Raw genomic sequence first — 21,777 nt, forward strand, 5'->3', positions numbered from 1 at the left:
TGAGGCCGGTCTGGCGAAGGGCGAGGCCGGCCGCAGGGTGGTGCGGTGCCGGCTAGCGCTCCGGCAGGCCGGCGAGCAGCAGGCGGCGCACGTTGCCGCCCATGATCGCGGCGATTTCGGCTTCGTCGAAGCCGGCGGCGAGCAGACCCTCGGTCAGCAGCGGCAGGCCGCCGACGTCGAACGGGGTGCGCACGGTGCCGTTGAAGTCCGAGCCCAGCGCCACGTGCTCGACGCCGATCAGATCGGCGGTATAGCGGATCGCTTTGACGATGGCCGCCACCGACGTGTCGCAGACGGCGATGTCCCAGAAGCCGATGCCGACCAGCCCGCCGTTGACGGCGATGCGCCGCAACTGCTCGTCGGACAGGTTGCGCACGCCCGGGCAGGTGCCCTGGACGCCGCCGTGGGAGTACAGCACGGGGCGCTTGGCCATGGCCAGCACCTCGTCGATCACCGCGGGCGAGGCGTGGGCCAGATCGACCAGCATGTGTTTTTCCTCCAGGCGCGCAACCACCTGATGGCCGAAGGGGGTGAGGCCGCCCATGTTCACGCCATGGGCCGAGCCGCCGACCTCGTTGTCGAAGTAATGGGTGATCCCGGCGATGCGAAAGCCCGCGTCGTAGAGGCGGTCGACGTTTTCCAGACGGCCCTCCAGCGGGTGCAGGCCCTCGGCGGCGAGCACCGCGGCGACCCGGCCGCGATCGCTCGCGCGCCGGTCGAGGAAGGCCTGCAAGTCGGCCCGGTTGCGGATCTGCACCAGGCGTCCGTCGCTGGCGGCAGCCGCCTCGCGCAGCCGTTTGGCCTGGTAGAGGGCGCGTTCGAGCAGGCTGTTCCAGGTCGCCGGCGGCCAGCGCTGGGCGATGGCCAGCAGGGTGATGTCGTCGGGGCCGTCGGCGGCGTTGTGTTCCTGCTTGAGTCCGTGCGGGCTCTTGGTCACGGTGGAGAACACCTGCAGGGCGAGGTTGCCCTCGAGCTGGCGCGGCAGGTCGCTGTGGCCGCGCCACGAGCGCTCGAGCAGGCTGCGGTTCCAGAGCAGGGCGTCGTTGTGCAGGTCGGCGACGAACAGCCGTTGGTGCAACTGCCGGGCCGCCGGCTCGACCGGGTAGGGCGGCGGGTTGGCGACGGCGTTCAGGCGCCAGTCGGCGACGACCGGCAGCAGGAAGAAGAAGCCGCCCAGGGCGAGCAGGACGAGCAGGAGCAGGGCGATGGACAGTTTGCGCATGGGGTGGTCCGTGCGAGGGAGGCGCCTTTCGGTCTGACAAGGCGCAGGAGGGTTGCGTCCGGCTCAGCGCGCCAGGCGCTCGGCCAGCCAGGTGCCGATGTCGTGGATTTCGTCCGGGATCACCTCGTGGCCCATCGGATAGTCCCGCCACTCCACCGGCACGCCGCGGGCAGTGAGAGCGTCGTAGGCGGCGCGACCGAGCGCCGGGGGCACCACCTCGTCGTGGCTGCCGTGCAGGTGCAGCACCGGCAGGCGGGCCTGCTCCGGGTCGAGGACGAGCCGGCTGAAGGTCGGCGCATAGGTGGAGAGGGCCAGGACCCCCGCCAGCGGGCCCTTCCAGCGCAGGAAGGCGGTATGCAGGACCACCGCGCCGCCCTGGGAGAAGCCGGCCAGGACGATCCGCGCCGGATCGATGCCGGTCTCGCGCTGCGCCTCGATGAGGTCGATGGTGTGCTGTGCCGACTCCTCCAGCTGCTCCTCGTCGATGGCTCGGGAGCTTGGGCTCATGGCGAGGATGTCGTACCAGCTGGGCATGCTCCAGCCGCCGTTGATGGTCACCGGCCGGCTCGGTGCCTGCGGCAGGACGAAGCGCACGCCCTTCAGGCGACGCTGCAGGAGGCGGGCGACCGGCTCGAAGTCGTGGCGGTCGGCGCCGAGGCCGTGCAGCCAGATGACGCAGGCATCGGCAGCGACCTGCGGTTCGAGGATCAGCGGTTCGGTCATGGTGGGGGGCTCCGGGCTGTGGTCTGGCGCAAGAGTACACAAGTTTGCCGCGGCTCTGCGCTGTGCCACGGTCGGCGATTGGAGATCCGCCGGATAATCGCCTACCCTCGCCCCAGACCCCTCGCCGGCCTGCGCCCATGATCAGCTTCTACCCGTTTCCCACCGCCTGCGGCGTGCCCACCCCCAGTCTCCGCCGCTTCCCGACGAGCCTTCCGCGCCTGCCTGGGCGCCGTGCCCGGAGGCCGGCCTACGGCGAGCGGCGGCACGCGAGGGGGCGGGCATGAGTGCGGAACTGCCCCGGCCCTGGTTCGTCTACCTGGTACGCGCCGCCAATGGCGCGCTCTACTGCGGCATCAGCGACGATCCGCAGCGGCGCTTCGCGATGCACCGGAGCGGCCGCGGTGCGCGTTTCTTCCACACCAGCCCGGCCCGCGAGCTGGCCTACGTGGAAGCCTGCGCCGACAAGAGCGCCGCCCTGCGCCGCGAGCGGGCGATCAAGCGTCTGGCCAAGCCGGCCAAGGAAGCCCTGGTGGCCGCCGGCGTCGGCGTGCGCCTGTAGTCCCCGACCTATCCCCGGAGGAAGTTGCGATGCACGAGCCTATCCTGCACCACTACCCGAGTTCGTCGTTCGCCGAGAAGGTGCGCCTGATCCTCGGCTTCAAGCAGCTGTCCTGGCATTCGGTGACCATTCCGCGGGTGATGCCCAAGCCGGACCTGCTGGCCCTGACCGGCGGTTACCGGCGCACTCCGGTGCTGCAGGTCGGCGCCGACATCTACGGCGACAGCGCGCTGATCGCCCGCCGCCTGGAGGCGGAAAAATCCACCCCGGCGCTGTTTCCGGAGGGCCAGGAGTTCACTGTCGCCAGCCTCGCCGCCTGGGCCGACGGGGCGCTGTTCCTGCACGCGGCGAGCCTGGCCTTCCAGCCCGAGGCGGTCGCCCAGCGCTTCGCCCAGTCGCCGCCGGGGACCCTCAAGGCTTTCGTCGAGGACCGCGCCGCGCTGTTCAGCGGCGGCGTCTTCGACCGCCTGCCGCTGGAGCAGGCCCGCCAGCAGTGGCCGACCCTGATGGCGCGGCTGGAACGGCAGCTGGCGCATGCGGACGGCGACTATCTGTTCGGCGCGCCTTCGCTGGCCGACTTCGCGGTGGCCCACCCGCTCTGGCTGCTGCGCGCCATGCCGCTCACTGCCGCGCTGGTCGACGCCTGGCCGGCGGTGGCCGCCTGGCTCGACCGGGTGCTCGACTTCGGCCACGGCTCGTCCAGCGAGCTGTCCGCGGCCGAGGCCATCGAGGTCGCCCGCGCGGCGATCCCGGCGCCGCTGCCGGCCGAGCCGGATATCGAGGGAAGCAGCTGGCGCATCGGCCAGCGGGTGGCCGTCGCCGCCACCGACTATGGTGTCGAGCCGGTGGAGGGCGAGCTGCTGCATGCCGGCCTCGAGGAGCTGATCCTGCGCCGCGAGGACCCGCGCGCCGGTCTGCTGCACGTGCACCTGCCGCGCCTGGGGTTTCGCGTCGAGGGCCGCTGAGCCTGCGCTATGGGTCCTGGCGGCGCTTGAGCTGGTCCTTCAGCTGGCTCGGTAACTGGCGGATGGTCAGGGTGTCGTGCTCCTCGTCGTACTCGACCCGCGAGCCGAGCAGGTGCGCCTCGAAGCTGATCGACAGGCCCTCGGCGCGCCCGGTGAAGCGGCGGAACTGGTTGAGGGTGCGCTTGTCCGGCGGGATCTCCGGCGCCAGGCCGTAGTCCTTGTTGCGGATGTGCTCGAAGAAGGCCCGCGGGCGGTCCTCGTCGATGATCCCGGACAGCTCCTCCAGGGCGATCGGTTCGCCGAGGCGGGCCTGGGCGCTGGCGTAGTCGACCAGCGCGCTGGTCTTCTCGCGGGCGTCCTCCTCGGCCAGGTCCTCGCTCTCGACGAAGTCGCTGAAGGCCTTGAGCAGGGTGCGCGTTTCGCCGGGCGCATCGACGCCCTCCCGGCAGCCGATGAAGTCGCGGAAGTAGTCCGAGACCTTCTTGCCGTTCTTGCCCTTGATGAAGGAGATGTACTGCTTCGACTGCCGGTTGTTCTTCCACTCGGAGAGATTGATCCGCGCCGCCAGGTGCAACTGGGCGAGGTCCAGGTGCTTGGCCGGCGCGACGTCGAGGCTGTCGGTGACGGTCACCCCTTCGCTGTGGTGGAGCAGGGCGATGGCCAGGTAGTCGGTCATGCCCTGCTGGTAGTGGGCGAACAGCACATGGCCGCCGGTGGACAGGTTGGACTCCTCCATCAGCGTCTTCAGGTGCTCGACGGCCTGGCGGCTGAAGGCGACGAAGTCCTGGCTGCCCGCCAGGTAGGCGCTCAGCCAGCCGCTGAAGGGATAGGCGCCGGACTCCTCCTGGAACAGCCCCCAGGCCTTGCCCTGCTTGGCGTTGTAGCTGTCGTTGAGGTCGGCGAGCAGGTTCTCTAGGGCCTGCGAGTCGGCCAGCGCCGAATCGCGGGCATGCAGCGCGGCGGGGCTGCCGTCGGGTTTCTTGTCGATCAGGTGAACGATGCAGTGGCGTATCGGCACGGCGGTCTCGGGCAATGGAAAGGATCGCGGAAGTTTAACCGAGGTGCGCTACGGGTGCGGGACGAGGTTCCGGCAAAAGCGCCGTGGGGATCGATGGAGGGACTGGCGGAGGGGGCAGCGGTTTGGCTCGACCTGCCCGGTATCACTGCGCATGCGCGCGGAGCCGGCTTCACGCAGCCTGAAAAGCCCGCGTCCTGCGGGCTTTTCGCTTTTTACGCTCGTCCTATCTTCTTCTCTTGCGGCCCGCCAGCTGCTGCAGGTGCCGCCAGGCCTGTTCCTGCGCGGCGATCTCCTGCCGGTCCCATGGATCGGCCCGCGTGGCCTCGAATTTATCTGACGCCCTCGCTCGCATCCAGCGATTCAGATACAGCCTCCGGCCAATCAGGGCGCAGCCCAACAGCACAAGGATAAGAGTGGTACTGATCGTGAGCATCGGTCGCTCTCCATTGCGGGATGTTCTGTAACTCTAGCAGGCGATCGCGATGGGCTCGGCGGATGGGGGAGGAGCGGGTTTGCCTGCCGTACACCGGGGGCTGCCGGTCGATACGGTGTGGGCATGTGTTCTGAGCGAGCAGTCGCCAAAATCCGCACCTGATGAAAGATGTCGTATGACTTCTCGAAAAGCAGGTTTCAAAGGCGCCGTTTGGATTCTGGTGGCGTCCAATAATCTGTCGTGGCTGTAAGTGCCTTTTGATGGCTCTATAACGGGTTTTACAGAGATTTTTTTGTTGGCTTGACGGGGCCGGCATTCGATCCGTTTTTCTTGGATAAGTTTGATTTTGAGGCCTGTAAAATTCAAAAACGTTATAAAAACAACCTTGTCTTTCTGATGTTGTACGATAACTTTGGGGTGCGTTTTAACCAGATACCTATCAAAAATAACTAGAAGGTGTGCATGCGATGATCCCCAATCCAGTGGCCGTTCCTACCCGTTTCCACCCTCCTTCAGCGTCTTTGTGCATCGCCACGCTCGGTTCGTGCGTATCGGCCCTCGGGGCGAGCCAGCCAAAGGTTGCCAGCGACCGATAGGCCGTGTGCTGACGCTGTTTCGCTGTCTTCAGTCATCGCTGACTGTCCAGTGCGCGCTGACGACTCAAATGAGTCACAGGCGTCGCAAAGGCCCGATATCGGCTCTGAACAGCGTATCCACAACTCGATACCAAATAAGAACAATGAGGAAGTCTCATGTCGAGCAATCCTGAAATCCATGCTCTCGATGTCGATATGTCCGCTCCTGCGGCAGCAGCGCCAACTCGGCTGCCTAGCCGCCGCCGGTGGTTCATCTTGTCGCTGTTGCTGATAGCAACCATCATCAACTACGTAGACCGTGTGAACATCTCCATCGCGGCGCCCTTCATGGCGAAAGATCTGGGCCTGGATAAGGTCGAGATGGGGCTCATTTTTTCGGCATTTGCGTGGACTTATGCCTTCGCCTTGGTGCCGGCAGGTTTTATCGCCGACCGATTCGGGTCGCGTTTCACCTATGGCGTGTCGCTGATTTCCTGGTCCGCGGTAACGGTGTGCCAGGGTCTGGCCGGCGGTTTTGCATCCCTGCTGGGTTTGCGTCTCGCTGTTGGTGCGATGGAAGCGCCCGCGTTTCCGGCCAACAGCCGGGCGGTGACCGTCTGGTTTCCGGCCCGAGAGCGGGGATTGGCCAGTAGCGTCTATGTCTGCGGTCAATACTTGGGAACGGCACTCTTTTCCGGCGCGCTGCTCTGGCTGGCCAATACCTATGATTGGCGTCATATCTTCTACAGTACGGGCGTAGTGGGGATCTTGTTCGGCATCGTATGGCTCTATTTGTACCGCGATCCGATGTCCTGCAAGAAAGTCAGCAAGCAAGAGCTTAAGTATATCGAGGACGGCGGTGGTCTGGTCAAAAGCAGCCAGGAGCGCACCAAGTTCAACTGGCGGCAAATAGCGGAGCTGTTCCGCTATCGGCAGGTTTGGGCCATCTGTATCGGTAAGTTTGCCAGCACTTCCGCACTCTATTTTTTCCTGACCTGGTTTCCCACCTACCTGATCGAAGAGCGTCATTTGACCATGGTCAAGGCCGGGATTTTTGCGGTGCTTCCGTTTGTCGGCGCTACGGTAGGTATTCTCCTGGCGGGAATTGTTTCGGATGGTTTGATCCGTCGCGGATATTCTTTGTCGTTTGCCAGGAAACTTCCTTTGGTGGTCGGGTCGATGTTGGGAATGTCGATTGTGTTGGTCAACTTTACCGACTCCAACACCGTTTGTATTGCCTTGCTGACCTGCGCTTTCTTTGCTCAGGGTATCGCCTCGTCGTCATGGGCCGCGGTATCCGAGGTCGCTCCCAAGGAGTTGATTGGACTGACTGGCGGCGTCACCAGCCTGGCGGCCAATATAGGCGGCATCGTTACCCCCATCGTGATCGGTGCGATCGTGCAGGCCACCGGGTCCTTTGCATGGGCGTTCTGGTTTATCGGCGGGGTGGCCTTGATGGGGACATTATCCTACTCGCTGTTGCTGGGGCGGCTGTATCGCATCCAATTGAAGACCCATTGATTATTGGTTCGGCCTAAGAGCTGATCTGCTGTGGGGTCGGATCTTTAGCGAGTTTGACGGATTTTCAGACTTTCATTTAAGCGTCTTCTCAATAACCGGCATGCTGCTGGATTGGCTTTCATACCATGGGTGTGAGGCGTGCTTTGGCACGCCTTTTCCAGGATTGGATTCGCGTTGTTTACTCCAGTCGAAGCATGGTTTTGTCCAACTGTGGTCTCGGGTTATCCCGTACGCTGTCATTCGCATACTGTCCGTAAACGAGCGCAAGCGAGGAATAAAAATGATCAACTACGTGTTCGAACCCACTATCGTACCCAGCTTGCCTGTGGACAAGAGTCATGAGCGTTTTCCTGTATCGAGAGTGTTCTGTCTCGGTCGTAATTATCATTGGGGAGACGCTCCGAATACCAAAAGGGAAGTGCCGGTTTTTTTCATGAAACCCGCCACCTCGGTCATCGACGCCGCGGGTGAGTTGGCATTTCCGCCTTTGACCGAGGAGTTTTGCCACGAAATCGAACTGGTTGTCGCGATAGGCAAGGGTGGTTTTGACATATCCGAAGAGCATGCGCTGGAACATGTCTGGGGGTACGCCGCCGGCATGGACCTTACTCGCCGCGATATGCAAATGGCGGCCAAAGCCGCCGGGCACCCTTGGGAGCCCGCCAAGGCTTTCGATGGTTCCGCACCGATCACCCCCATCGTCCCGGCAAGTCGTTCGGGGCATCCCACCCAAGGCGCGGTCTGGTTGCACGTCAATGGTGCGGAGCGGCAGCGCTCCGACCTCGAGAGTCAGATCTGGTCGGTCGCCGAGGTGATCAGTCAACTCTCCCGTTCTGTGACCCTGCGGGCCGGCGATCTGATCATGACCGGCACTCCCCCGGGTGTGGGGGCTTTGCAGCCCGGCGATGCGATCAGCGGGGGCATCGTCGGTATTGGTCAATTCGAAGTCGTTGTGGGTAATCGCCGGAACAGTTGATTCATACAAGCGAGAAAGCAGGAGAAAGCACAATGTCTAACAATTCACTTTCGAAAATTGCCCTGGTGACCGGTGCCGGCAGCGGCATCGGCCGCGCGGTCGCCCTCGGGTTGCTCGCCGATGGCTATAAGGTCGTGTTGGCAGGGCGGCGGCCGGAGCCGCTCCAGGCGCTCGTCGAGGCTGCCCGAACTGAAGGTCGCGAGGCGCTGGCCGTCCCTACTGACGTCCGCGATCCGGCCAGCGTCGATGCGCTGTTCTCGACGATCGCCGAGGTGTACGGCCGGTTGGACGTCATGTTCAACAATGCCGGCGTGAATACGCCAGCCGTGCCAATCGATGAACTGGCTGTCGATCAATGGCTGAACGTGATCGATACGAACCTGACGGGCGTGTTTCTGTGCAGCCGTGGTGCTTTCGGCTTAATGCGCAGACAAGTGCCGCAGGGGGGAAGAATCATTAACAACGGATCTATTTCCGCGCACACGCCACGCCCCTTCAGCGCTCCTTACGCAGCCAGTAAACATGCCGTGCTGGGGCTGACCAAGAGCCTCGCGCTCGATGGCCGCGAATTCAACATCGCTTGCAGTCAAATAGACATCGGTAATGCACTGACCGAACTTTCCGTGCGCATGACGAAGGGCGTGCTTCAGGCCAATGGGCAAATTGCCGTCGAGCCCATGCTGGATGTGAAGCACGTAGCCGATGCAGTGCGCTATATCGCCGCTCTTCCCTTGTCGGCGAACGTGCTGAACATGACGGTGATGGCCACCAACATGCCGTTTGTTGGACGCGGTTGATATCGAGTCTTTAACCCCGAGTTGAGCGAGTCTGCCATGAAACCTGAAGTGCTACAGTTGAGCCCCATATTAATCCCGGAGATCAACGCGAAACTGCACGATCTTTATACCGTGCGTCCTTACTATCAGCAGTCCGACAAGGCCGCTTATATACGCGAGCACGGCGCCCATATTCGCGGTGTTGTCACCGGTGGGCATACCGGCATCACCCAGGCACTGATGGCGCAGCTGCCGGCCCTGGAGGTTGTCGCGGTGAACGGCGTGGGAACCGATGCAGTGGACCTGGCCTATGCGCGAGACCGAGGCATTCACGTCACCGCCACTATTGGCGCCCTGACCGAAGACGTTGCCGATCTTGCCATCGGCCTGCTGATTGCCGCATGCCGTGGCCTGTGCACGAGCGATCGCTATGTGCGCTCCGGCCAGTGGCCGCAAAGCCCTTCGCCACTTGCTCCGCTGCCGCTGGCTCGGCAGTTCAGCGGGATGCGGATCGGGATCGTCGGTCTTGGCCGGGTCGGGCGGGCGGTAGCGACGCGAGCCGCCGCGTTCGGATGTCCCGTCAGCTACACCGATCTGCATCCCATGACGGACGTACCCTATGCCTTTGTGTCCGACCTGACCGAACTGGCCCGGCAAAGCGATGCCCTGGTCTTGGCCGCCGCGGCCGACAAGGCGGAGGGCATCGTCGATGCCCAAGTGCTGGAGGCGCTGGGAGAGCATGGTTACCTGGTGAACGTGGCGCGCGGCCGTCTGGTCAACGAAGCCGACCTGGTCGCAGCGCTCGCGGCGGGCTCTATTGCCGGCGCAGGGCTGGATGTGTTCGTCGACGAGCCCAATGTGCCTGCGGGCCTTTTCGACCTGGACTCCGTGGTGCTTCAGCCGCATCGGGCCAGTGCCACGGTGCAAACCCGCACGCGTATGGGCGAAATGGTGCTGGCGAGCCTGGCGGATACGTTTGCCGGTAAGACGCCGACAGGATGCGTGTGCTCTTGATACCGGCAAGGGCGCTGCGGCGGCCGTTCGACTAGCGGCTGCTCGCCGATCCGGCACAGGTCGGGATTGCGCACGCGGTCGACGTACTCTCGCCGCGGGTGCGTCGAGCAGCCGCTTCCGGCAACGCGGGCAGCCCTTGCGTGGATGGGCGGCTGCCGCCGCCCTCGGGGCATCGAGTGGGGACTGCCTCGGCAAGCGTGGCCTGCAAGAGGTGGCGGGGCTGCATGCCGGGTGCGGTTTTCGCTGGGCGACAGACAGCGTCGCCGGCTCCTGCGGATCTTTTCAAGTTCCACCTCATTGAGCTTTCCGGGAGGTTTCGGTGGATCGCTCGGGGGGACTGTGATAGATCGGGCGACTCGGTCGCTATCCTCGACCGGCTGACGATGTTGCGAGAACAAGGACGCTTCCATGGATTCACTAGCTCGAGTGCCCACCTACGGCATGCAGCAACGCTGCGATCGACCGGATTTCCATATTCGAGACAAGGCCGCCCATAGCGCCGAGACGGGTCCGCACCGCCATGAGTATTTTCAGATACAGGTCAATCTGGGGAGCGATACGGTTCAGCATATAGGCGGCGTGGTACGTCCCTTTCCTCGGAATAGCCTCGCATTCATTCTCCCCCACAGGCTCCATTTCATACCGCATCCACTGGACGGTAATTTTCTGCTGATCAATTTCTCGCAGACATTCCTGTTGCCGCAGTTGCAATGCGATCCCCTGGACCTGGAAGACGTGTACATCGCTCTGGCACCGGAGCTATCGCCCTTTCGGTTTCAAGAGCACTTGGATTTCATCCTCGAAGCACCGGACTTCGACGAAGTTTGCCGGTTGCTCGTGCGGATGCAGGAGCTTGACCAGCGTCGTCGGTTCGGTACCCGCGAGATCATCAAAGGGTGTCTTCTGCAACTGATAGGCACGGTCTGCGAGCTATTCGGGGCGCCCATCAAAGCCTTGGCGGAGGACAACGCCCCACAAAAAAGCCGGCGAGATGCCTTGGCCAGAATGTCGGAGTACGTGCGGCAAAACCTGAGCGATCCGGAGCTGAGTTTGAAAAAGGCCGCGTCGGCCGCTTTTCTCTCTCCGAACTACCTGACCCACTGGTTGCGCAAGGAAACCGGGAAGACATTCAGCGAACTGGTGCTGGAACGTAGAATGCATCTGGCCCGGACGCTGTTGCTCAATGGAACCAGGCCCGTGGGTGAAATTGCACGGCTGTGTGGATTCGCCGATGAGGCTTATTTTTCTCGACGGTTCCGGCATGCGCATGGGCTGCCGCCTGGACAATTCAGGCGACAGGCGGAGCCTGAGTGGGCGCCGGAAATTTTCCGGAAAGATCCATGAGGCCGGATTTGAACGGATCCGCAGGGGCCGGCAGCGTTGCCGGCCGCCAAACGCCGGCAGCGTCCCCGGCCCCCAGCAGTCTTCAGTCCCCGCGACTGAAGACGTAAAACAGGTTCGGCTCGCTGACCAGATAGAGATTGCCGTCCCCGTCGAAGGTCACCCCCTCGCCCTGCGGCACGCTCTGCTTCAGCCCGGCAAAAACGCCCCACAGCGAGCGATAGCTGACCAGATTGCCGTCCTGGTCCAGTTCCATCATCAGTTTGGATTTGTCGCTGAGCAGGACCAGGTGACCGGTACGCTCGTCGAACTCCACGGAGGACAGGTCGGCGGCGAAGTTCTTGTTGCGAACCCAGGCGTCGCGGTCGATCACCGTCAGGTTGGGGTCTCCGCGCAGGTTGGCCTTGAAGCCGCGGATCTCGTACAGCCGGCGCGGCGACTTCTCCTTGACCACGAACAGGCGGTCGCCCGCGCGGTCGTAGCCGAGCCCCTCGAGGCCATGGTTTTTCCGCTTCGGATTGTCGATGTCGAGGGTCAGCGCCCGATAGTCGGCGCGCCGCAGGGGACCGGGCAGGCTCGGCAGCGGCACGGCGACAAGCTCCTGGCGGCGCTCGTCGGCCAGCACCAGCAGGTCGTCGCCGAGATAGGCCACGGCCTCGACGTCCTGGAAGCCGTTCAGCGGATAGCGCGCCAGCACGTCGCCCCGCGTGCTCATGGCGAGCAGCTCCGGTGGCGTGTTGATCACCGCCCAGAGCTGCTGGCGGTCGTCGTCGTAGCTCAGCCCGGAAAGGTTCCGGGTGACCCCTGCCACCGGCCGCGCCTCGACCCGTACCCGGTATTCCGACAAGCGCAGACTGCGCACTTCCGAGGGGGGTGCGGACGAGGCGGTCTTCAACCAGAAGTACAGGCGCTCGTGCAGATGCAGCGTCAGCGTCGGGTAAACCAGCAGCATGGTCAGGCCCAACAACGTCCATACTTTGTTGCGCCGGCCGGGCAAGCGCCCGAGCAGGCTTTTGCTAACGACGGTCATCCTGATCGTCCTTGTCGTGGGGGCAATGCTGGAGAGTCTAGGCGGGGAATGCTGTCGCCGTGGGGTAAGCCTTGCCGTCGAGGCACCCGCGGATCGGCCGGCCGCCCCGAGTGGATGACCCCGAATACGCTTCGGTACTTTCCGGAGCGCGCCGGCGGGCCGCGGCGTCGTTTCAGGATGCAACGTTGCGCTGGAGGCTATCCGTATCACCCCGCCAGCGCTGTGCAAGGACGCCAGATTGACCATTTCCCGAGACCGTCGAAAAGATGAACTTCCGCGCCGATGAAGCCGAGGGCACGCTGCTCGCGGTTGCCGTCCTGGGGCTGGTGGCCCTGTTGTGTTTCTGGGGGCTGGGCGATATCCCCTTGCTCAGCGTGAACGAGGCACGCCGCGCCGTGGCGACCCGCGAAATGTACGAGAGCGGTCAGTGGCTGCTGCCGTACATGAACGGCGAGCGCTATCTGGCCAAGCCGCCGTTGTTCAACTGGCTGACGCTGCTGCCGACGCAACTGCTCGGCGCCGCGACGGAGTGGGCGCTGCGCCTGCCTTCGGCACTGTTCGCGTTTTCCTCGTGCGCGGTCGTCTATGTGCTGGGCAAGCGCCTGGGCGGGCGGCGGGTCGGCCTGTATGCGGCGATCATTCTGGCAGCCAATACCGGCTTCAGCATGTTCGCCCGGCGTGCGGAAATCGAGATGACCCTGACCGGGCTGAGCCTGTTGTCCCTGCTGGTCGCCTGGCCCTACCTGTTCGGCCAGGGCGGCCGGAGCAGGGTGTGGCTCAGCTTCGGCCTGATCGGCCTGTGCCTGCTGAGCAAGGGGCCGGTCAGCCTGTTGTTCGTCGCCGCGCCCCTGCTGGCGTTCGCCGCGCTCCGCCAGCCGCGGGCAGGCGCCTATCTGCGCGACGTCCCCGGCTGGCTGCTCGCGCTGCTGATCGGGGGCACCTGGTACCTGGTCGTGAGCCTGCGCCTGGGCTGGGACGTGTGGTCCTCGATTCTCCACCAAGACATCGTGGCCAAGGTCGGCGGCCTGCAGGGTGGCGAGCCGTGGTATGCCTACCTGATCTACCTGGCCGGCGATTTCGCGCCGTTCTGGCTGGTGCTGCTGGTGCGGCCGCGGCAGCTCTGGCAGCAGATCCGCGCACGTGCCGAGCTGCAGTTGCTGGCCTGCAGCGTGCTGCTGCCGCTGCTGGTGTTTTCCCTGTTCACCGACAAGCACGGCAAATACCTGTTGCCGGCCTACCCGGCCGTCGCGCTGCTGCTGGCCTGGCACTGGAGCGGCGTGCGCGATTCGCTGCAGGGGTGGCGGCGCGAGCTGATGACCTGGCTGCCGCCGCTGCTGTTGCTGGCCTTCGTCGGTTTCTACGCCTTCTTCGAGGCGCGGGTGTTCGCCTACCGCCTGCAGGCGCTACCCGAGATCGAGCAGGCGCTGCTCGACTACCCCGGCCGGCCGCTTTACAGCCTCGGTACCCCGGACATGCGTCTGGTGTATTACGCCGGCCGCACGGTGGCGGCGCTGAAGGCGGACGCCGTGGCGAAGCATGCCGGCGAAGACGCCTTGCTGTTCGTCCGGGAGCCGCTGCCGAAGAAGCTGGACTGGCTGGCGAACTGCACCCAGACGCGCTTCGCGCCCTACCTCAAGCGCAAGAAAACCGCGCTGCTGATTCGCCTGGGCCCGACCTGCCGGAGCACCCCGCCAGCCCAACCCGGGTAGAGAAACGCTCATCCCCGGCCCGCTGGGGTCTGGGGAGCGCGGGAAACGGGAGGTGGCGGGCGGGGGCGCCCGCGCGGATCGATCAGGCCCGGTCCTGGGGAAACAGCACCTTGGCCACGTCGGCGAAGCGTTTGGCGAAGTGCACGGTGAGGCCTTCCTTGAGGTAGTCCGGCAGCTCCTCGAAGTCGCCGCGGTTGGCTTCCGGCAGGATCAGCTCGAAGAGCTTCTGCCGGCGGGCGGCGATCACTTTCTCGCGCACCCCGCCGATGGCCAGCACCTGGCCGGTGAGGGTCAGCTCGCCGGTCATCGCCACGTCCTGCTTCGGCGCCTGGTTGCGCGCCAGGGAGAGCAGGGCGCTGGCCATGCTAATGCCGGCGCTCGGGCCGTCCTTGGGGGTGGCGCCTTCCGGAACGTGCAGGTGGACGAAGGCCTGGTCGAAGAAGCCCGGGTCGCCCTTGTACTGCTTGAGGTGCGAGCTGACGTAGCTGTAGGCGATCTCCGCCGATTCTTTCATCACCTCGCCGAGCTTGCCGGTCAGCTTGAAGCCGCGGTTGAGGGTGTGGATGCGCGTCGCCTCGATCGGCAGGGTGGCGCCGCCCAGACTGGTCCAGGCCAGCCCGGTGACGATACCGACGCCCGCCAGATGCTGCTCCTTGCGAAACGGCGCCATGCCCAGGTAGTCCTCGAGATCCTTCGGCCCGATCTTCAGCGTGGCGTCGGGGGCTTCCAGCAGCCGGACCACCGCCTTGCGCACGATCTTGCCGAGCTGCTTCTCCAGCTGGCGCACGCCGGCCTCGCGGGCGTAGCCCTCGATCACCGCCTTGAGCGCGGCGTCGCCGATGCTCAGGCGCTTCTTCGGCACCCCGGCCTTCTCCAGCTGGCGCGGCCACAGGTGGCGCTTGGCGATGGCGAACTTCTCCTCGGCGATGTAGCCGGACAGGCGGATCACCTCCATGCGGTCGAGCAAGGGGCCGGGAATCGAGTCCAGGGTGTTCGCCGTGCAGACGAACAGCACCTTGGAGAGGTCCAGGCGCAGGTCCAGGTAGTGGTCGAGGAACTCCGCGTTCTGCTCGGGATCGAGGGTTTCCAGGAGCGCCGAGGCCGGGTCGCCCTGATGGCTGGCGCCGAGCTTGTCGATCTCGTCGAGCATGATCACCGGGTTCATCACCTCGACCTCCTTCAGCGCCTGGACGAGTTTCCCCGGCAGGGCGCCGATGTAGGTGCGGCGGTGGCCCTTGATCTCCGCCTCGTCGCGCATGCCGCCGACGCTGAAGCGGTAGAACGGCCGGCCGAGCGATTCGGCGATCGACTTGCCGACGCTGGTCTTGCCGACGCCGGGCGGGCCGACCAGCAGCACGATGGAGCCGGCGATCTCGCCCTTGAAGGCGCCGACGGCGAGGAACTCGATGATCCGCGCCTTGATGTCGTCCATCCCGGCGTGGTGCTGGTCGAGCACCTTGCGGGCGTGGGCCAGGTCGAGGCGGTCCTTGCCGTAGACGCCCCACGGGATGCTGGTCGCCCAGTCCAGGTAGTTGCGGGTGACCGCGTATTCCGGCGAGCCGGTCTCGAGGATCGACAGCTTGTTGAGTTCCTCGTCGATGCGCTTGCGCGCCGCCGCGGGCACCGTCTTGCCTTCCAGGCGGGCGCGGAACTCGTCGGCGTCGGCGCTCCGGTCGTCCTTGGTGATGCCCAGCTCGCGCTGGATGATCTTCAGCTGCTCCTTGAGGAAGAACTCGCGCTGGTGCTCGCCGATCTTGCGGTTGACCTCGGCGGACAGTTCGCTCTGCAGGCGCGCGACCTCGACCTCCTTGCGCAGCAGCGGCAGGACCTTCTCCATGCGCTTGAGCACCGGCACGGTGTCCAGCACCTCCTGCAGCTCGTTGCCCGGCGCGGTGGTCAGCGCGGCGGCGAAGTCGCTCAGCGGCGAGGGGTCGTTGGGGCTGAAGCGGTTCAGGTAGTTCTTCAGCTCCTCGCTGTACAGCGGGTTGAGCGGCAGCAGTTCCTTGATCGCGTTGATCAGCGCCATGCCGTAGGCCTTGACCTCGTCGCGCGGGTCCTGGGCGCTCTTCGGGTAGTCGACTTCGGCCAGGTAGGGCGGCTTGCGGCTCAGCCAGCCGCGGATGCGTACCCGCGCCAGGCCCTGGGCGACGAACTGCAGCTTGCCGCCCTCCTGGCTGGCGTGGTGGATGCGCACCAGGGTGCCGTGCTCGGGCAGCTTGTCCGGATCGAAATCCTCGGCGTCCTCCGGCGGCGGGTCCATGTAGAACAATGCCAGGCTGTGGTGGGGGGTCTTGCCCACGCGCTTGAGGGTTTCCGCCCAGGGCTCGGGATTGACCACCACCGGCAGCACCTGGGCCGGGAAGAACGGGCGGTTGTGGATCGGGATGACGTACACCTGGTCGGGCAGGGTCTGGTCGGGCAGGGCGAGACTGTTGGCCGAGGTTTCTTCCTCGACGATCTCGGGTGCGATTTCCTGGTCGTTCATGACTCACCTGGTCTGGCAACTTTGCGCACTAGATGGGGATCGCGACGGTTTTTTCAATCCGTGGAGCGGGGCGTCGGGGGGTTAATTGTTATGATATAACATGTTATTTTTCCGCCCCGACGCGGCCCGGCTCCTGCCCGCCCTTCCGCCATCCGTACCCTGGAGACACACATGAAGCGCCATCCCCTCGCCTGGACCTTCGGACTGAGCCTGGTCCCGGCTGTCTGGGCGAGCGAGCCGCTGGAGCTGGAGTCCACTGTGGTCAGTGCCAGCGCCCTGGCCAAGAAGCCCCACGAAATGACCACCCCGGCGGAGGTGCTGGAAGGCGACGCGCTGATCCTGCGCCGCGAGGCGACCCTCGGCGAGACCCTGGAAGGGCTGCCCGGCGTGCGTTCGGCGAGCTTCGGCGCGGGCGTCGGGCGGCCGCTGATCCGCGGCCAGCAGGGCGCGCGGGTGAAGATGCTGAGCGACGGCGTGGACACGCTCGACGCCTCGAGCGTCAGCCCGGACCACGCGGTGAGCAGCGAGCCGCTGCTGGCCGAGCGCATCGAGGTGCTGAAGGGGCCGGCGACCCTGCTCTACGGCGGCGGCGCGATCGGCGGGGTGGTCAACACGATCGACAAGAAGGTGCCCACCGCCGTCCCGGAGAAGGGCTACGAGGGCGAGCTGGAGCTGCGTGCCAACAGCGTGGCCAACGAGGGCTCGGGGGTCTTCGGCATCACCGCCGGCAGCGGCAACCTCGCGGTGCGGGTGGAGGGGGTCAAGCGCCAGGCCGACGACTACGAGATCCACGGCTCGCCGAGCAAGCAGGAGGGCTCCTACAACGACACCGACACCTTCAGCCTGGGCGCCAGCTATATCGGCGAGCGCGGCTACCTCGGCGCGGCCTACAGCGAGCAGAACAACCGCTACGGGCTGCTCGGCCACCAGCATGCCGAGTGCCATCTCGACGGGCCGGCCGCCTGGCATTGCGGCGACGAGCACGAGGACGAGCACGAAGGCGAGGAGCACGACGAGCACGCGGAGGAGGGCGTGCCCTACGTGGATCTGCGCCAGTATCGCTGGGACCTGCGCGGCGAACTGGCCGATCCGCTGCCCGGCTTCGAGCGGGCGCGCCTGCGCGTCGCCCACAGCGACTACCGCCACGAGGAAATCGAGGGCGGCAAGGTCGACACCCGCTTCGACAACGACGCCAGCGACGCCCGCCTGGAACTGACCCACCAGCCGCTGTTCGGCTGGCACGGCGTGCTCGGCGGGCAGAGCCTGCGCCGCGACTTCGAGGCCACCGGCGAGGAGGCCTACGTGCCGCCGACCATCACCCGCAACCACGCGCTGTTCCTGCTCGAGGAATACACCGCCGGCGCCTGGCGCTATGAGGTGGGCCTGCGCCACGAGTGGCAGGACATCGAGGCCGAGGGCCGGCCGGACACGGACCACCGCGGCACCTCGTTTTCCGCCGGCGCGGTGTGGAGCTTCGCCCCCGAGTACTCGCTCGGCTTTTCGCTGAGCCGCTCGCAGCGCCTGCCGAGCGCCGAGGAGCTGTATGCCGACGGTCCGCACGCGGCGACCCGCACCGTCGAGCTGGGCGATCCCGAACTGGACGAGGAAACCTCGCAGAACCTCGAACTGACCCTGCGCAAGTTCGCCGGGCGCACCACCTTCAGCCTCACTCTGTACCGCAACCAGGTGGACGACTACATCTACGCCGCCGACACCGGCCGCGACATCGGCTCCGGCTACCGGGAGATCGAATACCGCCAGGAGGACGCGCTGTTCACCGGGGTCGAGGGCGAGGTGCGCTTCCAGGCCAGCGACGCCACGGCCGTGACCCTGTTCGGCGACCAGGTACGCGGCAAGCTGCTCGATGGCGGCGGCGACCTGCCGCGGATTCCCGCCGGGCGTCTCGGCGTGCGCTTCGACCATGCCTTCGCGTCCCGTCTCGACGGCCAGCTGGAGTTCTATCGGGTCGACCATCAGCACCGGCTGGCCGATTTCGAGACCGAAACCTCCGGCTACAGCATGCTGGGCGCCAGCCTCACCCATCACGGCCTGCTCCGCCATGCCGACTATCAGGTCTACCTCAAGGGCGACAATCTGCTGGACGAGAAGGCCCGCGACCACAGCTCCTTCATCAAGGACGACGTCGTGCAGCCGGGGCGCAACCTGACCCTGGGGGTGCGGATGACCTTCTGAGCCCTGGGCGACTGGCCAGCCTGCCACTTGCTATCGTCTAATCCGACTCAGGCAAAAGGAGGTGGATGATGTTCAAAGCCAGTCGGGTCCTGCAGGGCGATGTGCTCGACACCAGCGCCGGGGAGTTCTTTCCGCTCATCAGCGCCAACTACTGCGTCGACGAGGCGGCCTGGCTCGGCGAGCTGATGCCGCTCGCCGATCCCGGCGAGGCCGGTACCGCGGCGATCCGCGAGAAGGCCCGCGCGCTGATCGAGGCGGTGCGCCGGCGCGGCAACGCGGAGGACACCCTGGACGCCCTGCTGCGCGAGTACAGCCTGGATACCCAGGAGGGGCTGATGCTCATGTGCCTGGCCGAGGCGTTGCTGCGGGTACCCGACCCGGCCACCGCCGAGGCGCTGATCCGCGACAAGCTGAGCGCGGCGCAGTGGGCGCAGCACCTCGGCCACAGCGACAACCTGCTGGTCAACTTCGCCGCCTGGGGGCTGCTGATGACCGGTCGGCTGGTCAGCCCGGAAAGTGCCGACGGCCAGCCCAAGAAGGTGATCGGCCGGCTCCTGCAGCGCTCCGGCGAGCCGGTGATCCGCGCCGCGTTGAGCCAGGCGATGAAGCTGATGGGCAGCCAGTTCGTCCTCGGCCGGAGCATCGTCGAGGCGCTGCGCAACGGTCGCCGGGACCGCGAGCGGGGCTACAGCCATTCCTTCGACATGCTCGGCGAGGCCGCCCTGACCGAGGGGGCCGCCGAGCGCTACCTGACCGACTACCGCCTGGCCATCGAGGCCCTCGGCCGCGAGCCGCAGGTCGGCAGCGGGCCTCGGCCGTCGATCTCGATCAAGCTCTCGGCGCTGCATCCGCGCTACGAGGCGGCGCAGCGCCAGCGGGTGCTCGTCGAGCTGTTCGCCAGCGTGCGCGAACTGGCCGAGCTGGCCCGCTCGCTGAACGTCGGCATCACCATCGACGCCGAGGAGGCCGACCGCCTGGAGCTGTCGCTGGAGCTGTTCGAGAAGCTCCTCTGCGATCCGGCGATCCGCGGCTGGGGCGAGTTCGGCCTGGTGGTGCAGGCCTATTCCAAGCGTTGCTTGCCGGTACTGGTTTGGCTGACCCTGCTGGGCCGCGAGCTGGATACGCGCATCCCGGTGCGCCTGGTCAAGGGCGCCTACTGGGACAGCGAGATCAAGCAGTCCCAGGTGCAGGGGCTGGATGGCTACCCGGTGTTCACCCGCAAGGAGGGCACCGACATCTCCTATCTGGCTTGTGCCCGCTACCTGCTCGGCGAGCACACCCGCGGGGTGCTCTACCCGCAGTTCGCCACCCACAACGCACATACCGTCGCCTGCATCCTGACCATGGCCGGCGAGGCCCGTGCGCCGCGCGACTTCGAGTTCCAGCGGCTGCATGGCATGGGGGATGCCCTGTACGACTGCGTCCTCGAGCAGCACCGTGCCCGGGTGCGCATCTACGCGCCGGTGGGGGCGCATCGCGAGCTGCTGCCCTATCTGGTCCGGCGTCTGCTGGAGAACGGCGCCAATTCCTCGTTCGTGCACCGGCTGGTCGATCAGCGGGTGCCGGTGGAGGCGCTGATCGAACATCCGCTGGAGCAACTGCGCCGCTACAGCGCCCTGGCCAACCCGCGCATTCCGCTGCCGGCGGAGATCCATGGGGCGGAGCGGCGAAACTCGCGGGGCATCAACCTCAACGTGCGCAGCCAGTGGGAACCGTTCGAGCGGGCCTTGCGGGTGCAGCTGGAGCACCGCTGGCAGGCCGCGCCGCTGATCGACGGAGAGGTCCTCGCCGGCGAGGTGCGCGAGGTCCGCAGCCCTCAGGACCTCGACCGGGTGGTCGGTACCGTCTGGTTCGCCGCTACCGAGCTGGTCGGCCAGGCCATGGAGCGGCTCGCCGCCGCCTGGCCGCGCTGGAACGCCACGCCGGTGGGGCAGCGTGCCGCGATTCTCGAGCGGCTCGCCGAGCTGCTCGAGGAGCACCGCACCGAACTGGTGGCGCTGTGCACCCTGGAGGCCGGCAAGACCCTCCAGGACAGTCTCGACGAAGTGCGCGAGGCGGTGGATTTTTGCCGCTACTACGCCCGCCAGGCGCGCCTGACCCTGGGGCGCACGGAGCTGCGGGGGCCGACCGGCGAGCGCAACGAACTCTTCTACGAAGGGCGCGGCCTGTTCGTCTGCATCAGTCCGTGGAACTTCCCCCTGGCAATCTACCTGGGGCAGATCGCCGCCGCGCTGGTCGCCGGCAACTGCGTGCTGGCCAAGCCGGCCGAGCAGACCAGCCTGATCGCCGCGCGCGCCCTGGAGCTGCTGTTCGCCGCCGGCCTGCCGAAGGAGGCGATCGCCTTCCTGCCCGGCGACGGCCCCGGCCTGGGCGCCGCCTGCTGCGCCGATCCGCATCTGGCCGGGGTCTGCTTCACCGGCTCCACCGACACCGCGCGGCTGATCAACCGCCGCCTGGCCTGGCGCGACGGGCCGCTGGCCACGCTGATCGCCGAGACCGGCGGGCAGAACGTGATGATCGTCGACTCCACCGCGCTGCCCGAGCAGGTGGTCAAGGACGTCCTGCATTCGGCCTTCACCAGCGCCGGGCAGCGCTGCTCGGCGCTGCGCGTGCTCTACCTGCAGAACGAGATCGCCGGGCGGGTGATCGGCCTGCTCAGGGGCGCCATGGCCGAGTTGCGGATCGGCCAGCCGCAGCGGCGCGACAGCGATGTCGGCCCGCTGATCGACGCCGAGGCCCGCCAGGGGCTGCTGGCGCATGTCGAGACCCTGCGGGGCGAGGGCCGGCTGCTCGCCGAGGCGCGCCTGCCGTCCGGCCTGAACGGCCACTTCCTCGCCCCGCTGGCGTTCGAGATCGGCGGCATCGGCGAACTGAAGAAGGAGCACTTCGGGCCGATCCTGCATGTGGTGCGCTATGCCGCGGAGGATCTCGAGCAGGTGGTCGCGGCGATCAACGCCAGCGGCTACGGCCTGACCCTCGGCGTGCACAGCCGCAACGAGGCGACCGCCCGGCGCATCGAGGCCCTGGCGCGGGTCGGCAACCTCTACATCAACCGCAACCAGATCGGCGCGGTGGTCGGCGTGCAACCCTTCGGCGGCTGTGGCCTGTCCGGCACCGGGCCGAAGGCCGGCGGGCCGAACTACCTGCTGCGTTTCGTCCACGAGCGCTCGACCGCGGTGAACACCGCGGCGGTGGGCGGCAATGCCTCGCTGCTCTCCCTGACCGACGTGGAGTGAG

Annotated in this window: 16 protein-coding genes; 10 read left to right on the forward strand and 6 right to left on the reverse strand. The window is 66.1% G+C overall.

Going from position 1 to position 21,777, the window contains the following annotated elements; translation table 11 throughout:
* Window positions 1-52: 52 nt before the first annotated feature.
* Together BMY22_RS03435 and BMY22_RS03440 are read right to left on the reverse strand one after the other, a co-directional pair.
* Window positions 53-1,222: a dipeptidase gene (locus BMY22_RS03435; RefSeq protein WP_090619590.1), complete on the reverse strand. Its 1,170-nt coding sequence runs from the start codon at window positions 1,220-1,222 to the stop codon at window positions 53-55.
* 63 nt (window positions 1,223-1,285) lie between these two features.
* A complete protein-coding gene (locus BMY22_RS03440) occupies window positions 1,286-1,945 on the reverse strand; it encodes an alpha/beta hydrolase (RefSeq protein ID WP_090619592.1) in 660 nt (219 codons plus the stop codon).
* Between the two features lie 280 nt (window positions 1,946-2,225).
* Here BMY22_RS03440 and BMY22_RS03445 point away from each other — a divergent pair, with 280 nt between their 5' ends.
* A complete protein-coding gene (locus tag BMY22_RS03445; RefSeq protein ID WP_090619593.1) occupies window positions 2,226-2,504 on the forward strand; it encodes a GIY-YIG nuclease family protein in 279 nt (92 codons plus the stop codon).
* A 29-nt stretch (window positions 2,505-2,533) separates the two neighbouring features.
* Window positions 2,534-3,469: a glutathione S-transferase family protein gene (locus tag BMY22_RS03450; RefSeq protein WP_090619595.1), complete on the forward strand. Its 936-nt coding sequence runs from the start codon at window positions 2,534-2,536 to the stop codon at window positions 3,467-3,469.
* A 7-nt stretch (window positions 3,470-3,476) separates the two neighbouring features.
* Here BMY22_RS03450 and yejK read toward each other — a convergent pair whose 3' ends face one another.
* Together yejK and BMY22_RS03460 are read right to left on the reverse strand one after the other, a co-directional pair.
* Window positions 3,477-4,487, reverse strand: a complete 1,011-nt coding sequence (gene yejK, locus BMY22_RS03455; RefSeq protein ID WP_090619663.1) for a nucleoid-associated protein YejK — start codon at window positions 4,485-4,487, stop codon at window positions 3,477-3,479.
* 223 nt (window positions 4,488-4,710) lie between these two features.
* Window positions 4,711-4,920, reverse strand: a complete 210-nt coding sequence (locus tag BMY22_RS03460; protein ID WP_090619597.1) for a hypothetical protein — start codon at window positions 4,918-4,920, stop codon at window positions 4,711-4,713.
* 752 nt (window positions 4,921-5,672) lie between these two features.
* Between BMY22_RS03460 and BMY22_RS03465 the strand changes: the two genes are divergently transcribed.
* The 5 genes from BMY22_RS03465 to BMY22_RS03485 all read left to right on the forward strand — a co-directional run bounded on the left by BMY22_RS03465 (window position 5,673) and on the right by BMY22_RS03485 (window position 11,126).
* Entirely contained in the window at window positions 5,673-7,016 is a 1,344-nt protein-coding gene (locus tag BMY22_RS03465; RefSeq protein WP_090619598.1) for an MFS transporter, read from the forward strand.
* A gap of 274 nt (window positions 7,017-7,290) precedes the next feature.
* Window positions 7,291-7,992, forward strand: coding sequence for a fumarylacetoacetate hydrolase family protein (locus tag BMY22_RS03470; RefSeq protein ID WP_090619665.1), 702 nt, complete (start codon window positions 7,291-7,293; stop codon window positions 7,990-7,992).
* Window positions 7,993-8,024: 32 nt separating this feature from the next.
* On the forward strand, window positions 8,025-8,789 hold the full coding sequence (locus tag BMY22_RS03475; RefSeq protein WP_090619600.1) for an SDR family oxidoreductase: 765 nt from the start codon (window positions 8,025-8,027) through the stop codon (window positions 8,787-8,789).
* 36 nt (window positions 8,790-8,825) lie between these two features.
* Window positions 8,826-9,782: a 2-hydroxyacid dehydrogenase gene (locus tag BMY22_RS03480; protein ID WP_090619602.1), complete on the forward strand. Its 957-nt coding sequence runs from the start codon at window positions 8,826-8,828 to the stop codon at window positions 9,780-9,782.
* 408 nt (window positions 9,783-10,190) lie between these two features.
* Window positions 10,191-11,126 (forward strand): helix-turn-helix transcriptional regulator, encoded by a 936-nt coding sequence (locus tag BMY22_RS03485; protein ID WP_090619603.1) that lies wholly within the window; start codon window positions 10,191-10,193, stop codon window positions 11,124-11,126.
* An 82-nt stretch (window positions 11,127-11,208) separates the two neighbouring features.
* On the opposite strand, the gene BMY22_RS03490 is transcribed toward BMY22_RS03485, so the two are convergent.
* A complete protein-coding gene (locus BMY22_RS03490) occupies window positions 11,209-12,153 on the reverse strand; it encodes an SdiA-regulated domain-containing protein (RefSeq protein WP_090619605.1) in 945 nt (314 codons plus the stop codon).
* A gap of 266 nt (window positions 12,154-12,419) precedes the next feature.
* On the opposite strand from BMY22_RS03490, the gene BMY22_RS03495 reads away from it, so the two are divergent.
* Window positions 12,420-13,862 (forward strand): ArnT family glycosyltransferase, encoded by a 1,443-nt coding sequence (locus tag BMY22_RS03495; protein WP_090619606.1) that lies wholly within the window; start codon window positions 12,420-12,422, stop codon window positions 13,860-13,862.
* A gap of 82 nt (window positions 13,863-13,944) precedes the next feature.
* Here the strand turns inward: BMY22_RS03495 and lon are convergent, their stop codons facing one another.
* A complete protein-coding gene (gene lon, locus BMY22_RS03500; RefSeq protein WP_090619608.1) occupies window positions 13,945-16,347 on the reverse strand; it encodes an endopeptidase La in 2,403 nt (800 codons plus the stop codon).
* 171 nt (window positions 16,348-16,518) lie between these two features.
* Between lon and BMY22_RS03505 the strand changes: the two genes are divergently transcribed.
* Together BMY22_RS03505 and putA are read left to right on the forward strand one after the other, a co-directional pair.
* A complete protein-coding gene (locus BMY22_RS03505) occupies window positions 16,519-18,540 on the forward strand; it encodes a TonB-dependent receptor (protein ID WP_090619609.1) in 2,022 nt (673 codons plus the stop codon).
* 68 nt (window positions 18,541-18,608) lie between these two features.
* Window positions 18,609-21,776, forward strand: a complete 3,168-nt coding sequence (gene putA, locus BMY22_RS03510; protein ID WP_090619611.1) for a bifunctional proline dehydrogenase/L-glutamate gamma-semialdehyde dehydrogenase PutA — start codon at window positions 18,609-18,611, stop codon at window positions 21,774-21,776.
* Window position 21,777: the final 1 nt, after the last annotated feature.

It is taken from the genome of Azotobacter beijerinckii (assembly GCF_900110885.1).
Taxonomy (GTDB): domain Bacteria; phylum Pseudomonadota; class Gammaproteobacteria; order Pseudomonadales; family Pseudomonadaceae; genus Azotobacter; species Azotobacter beijerinckii.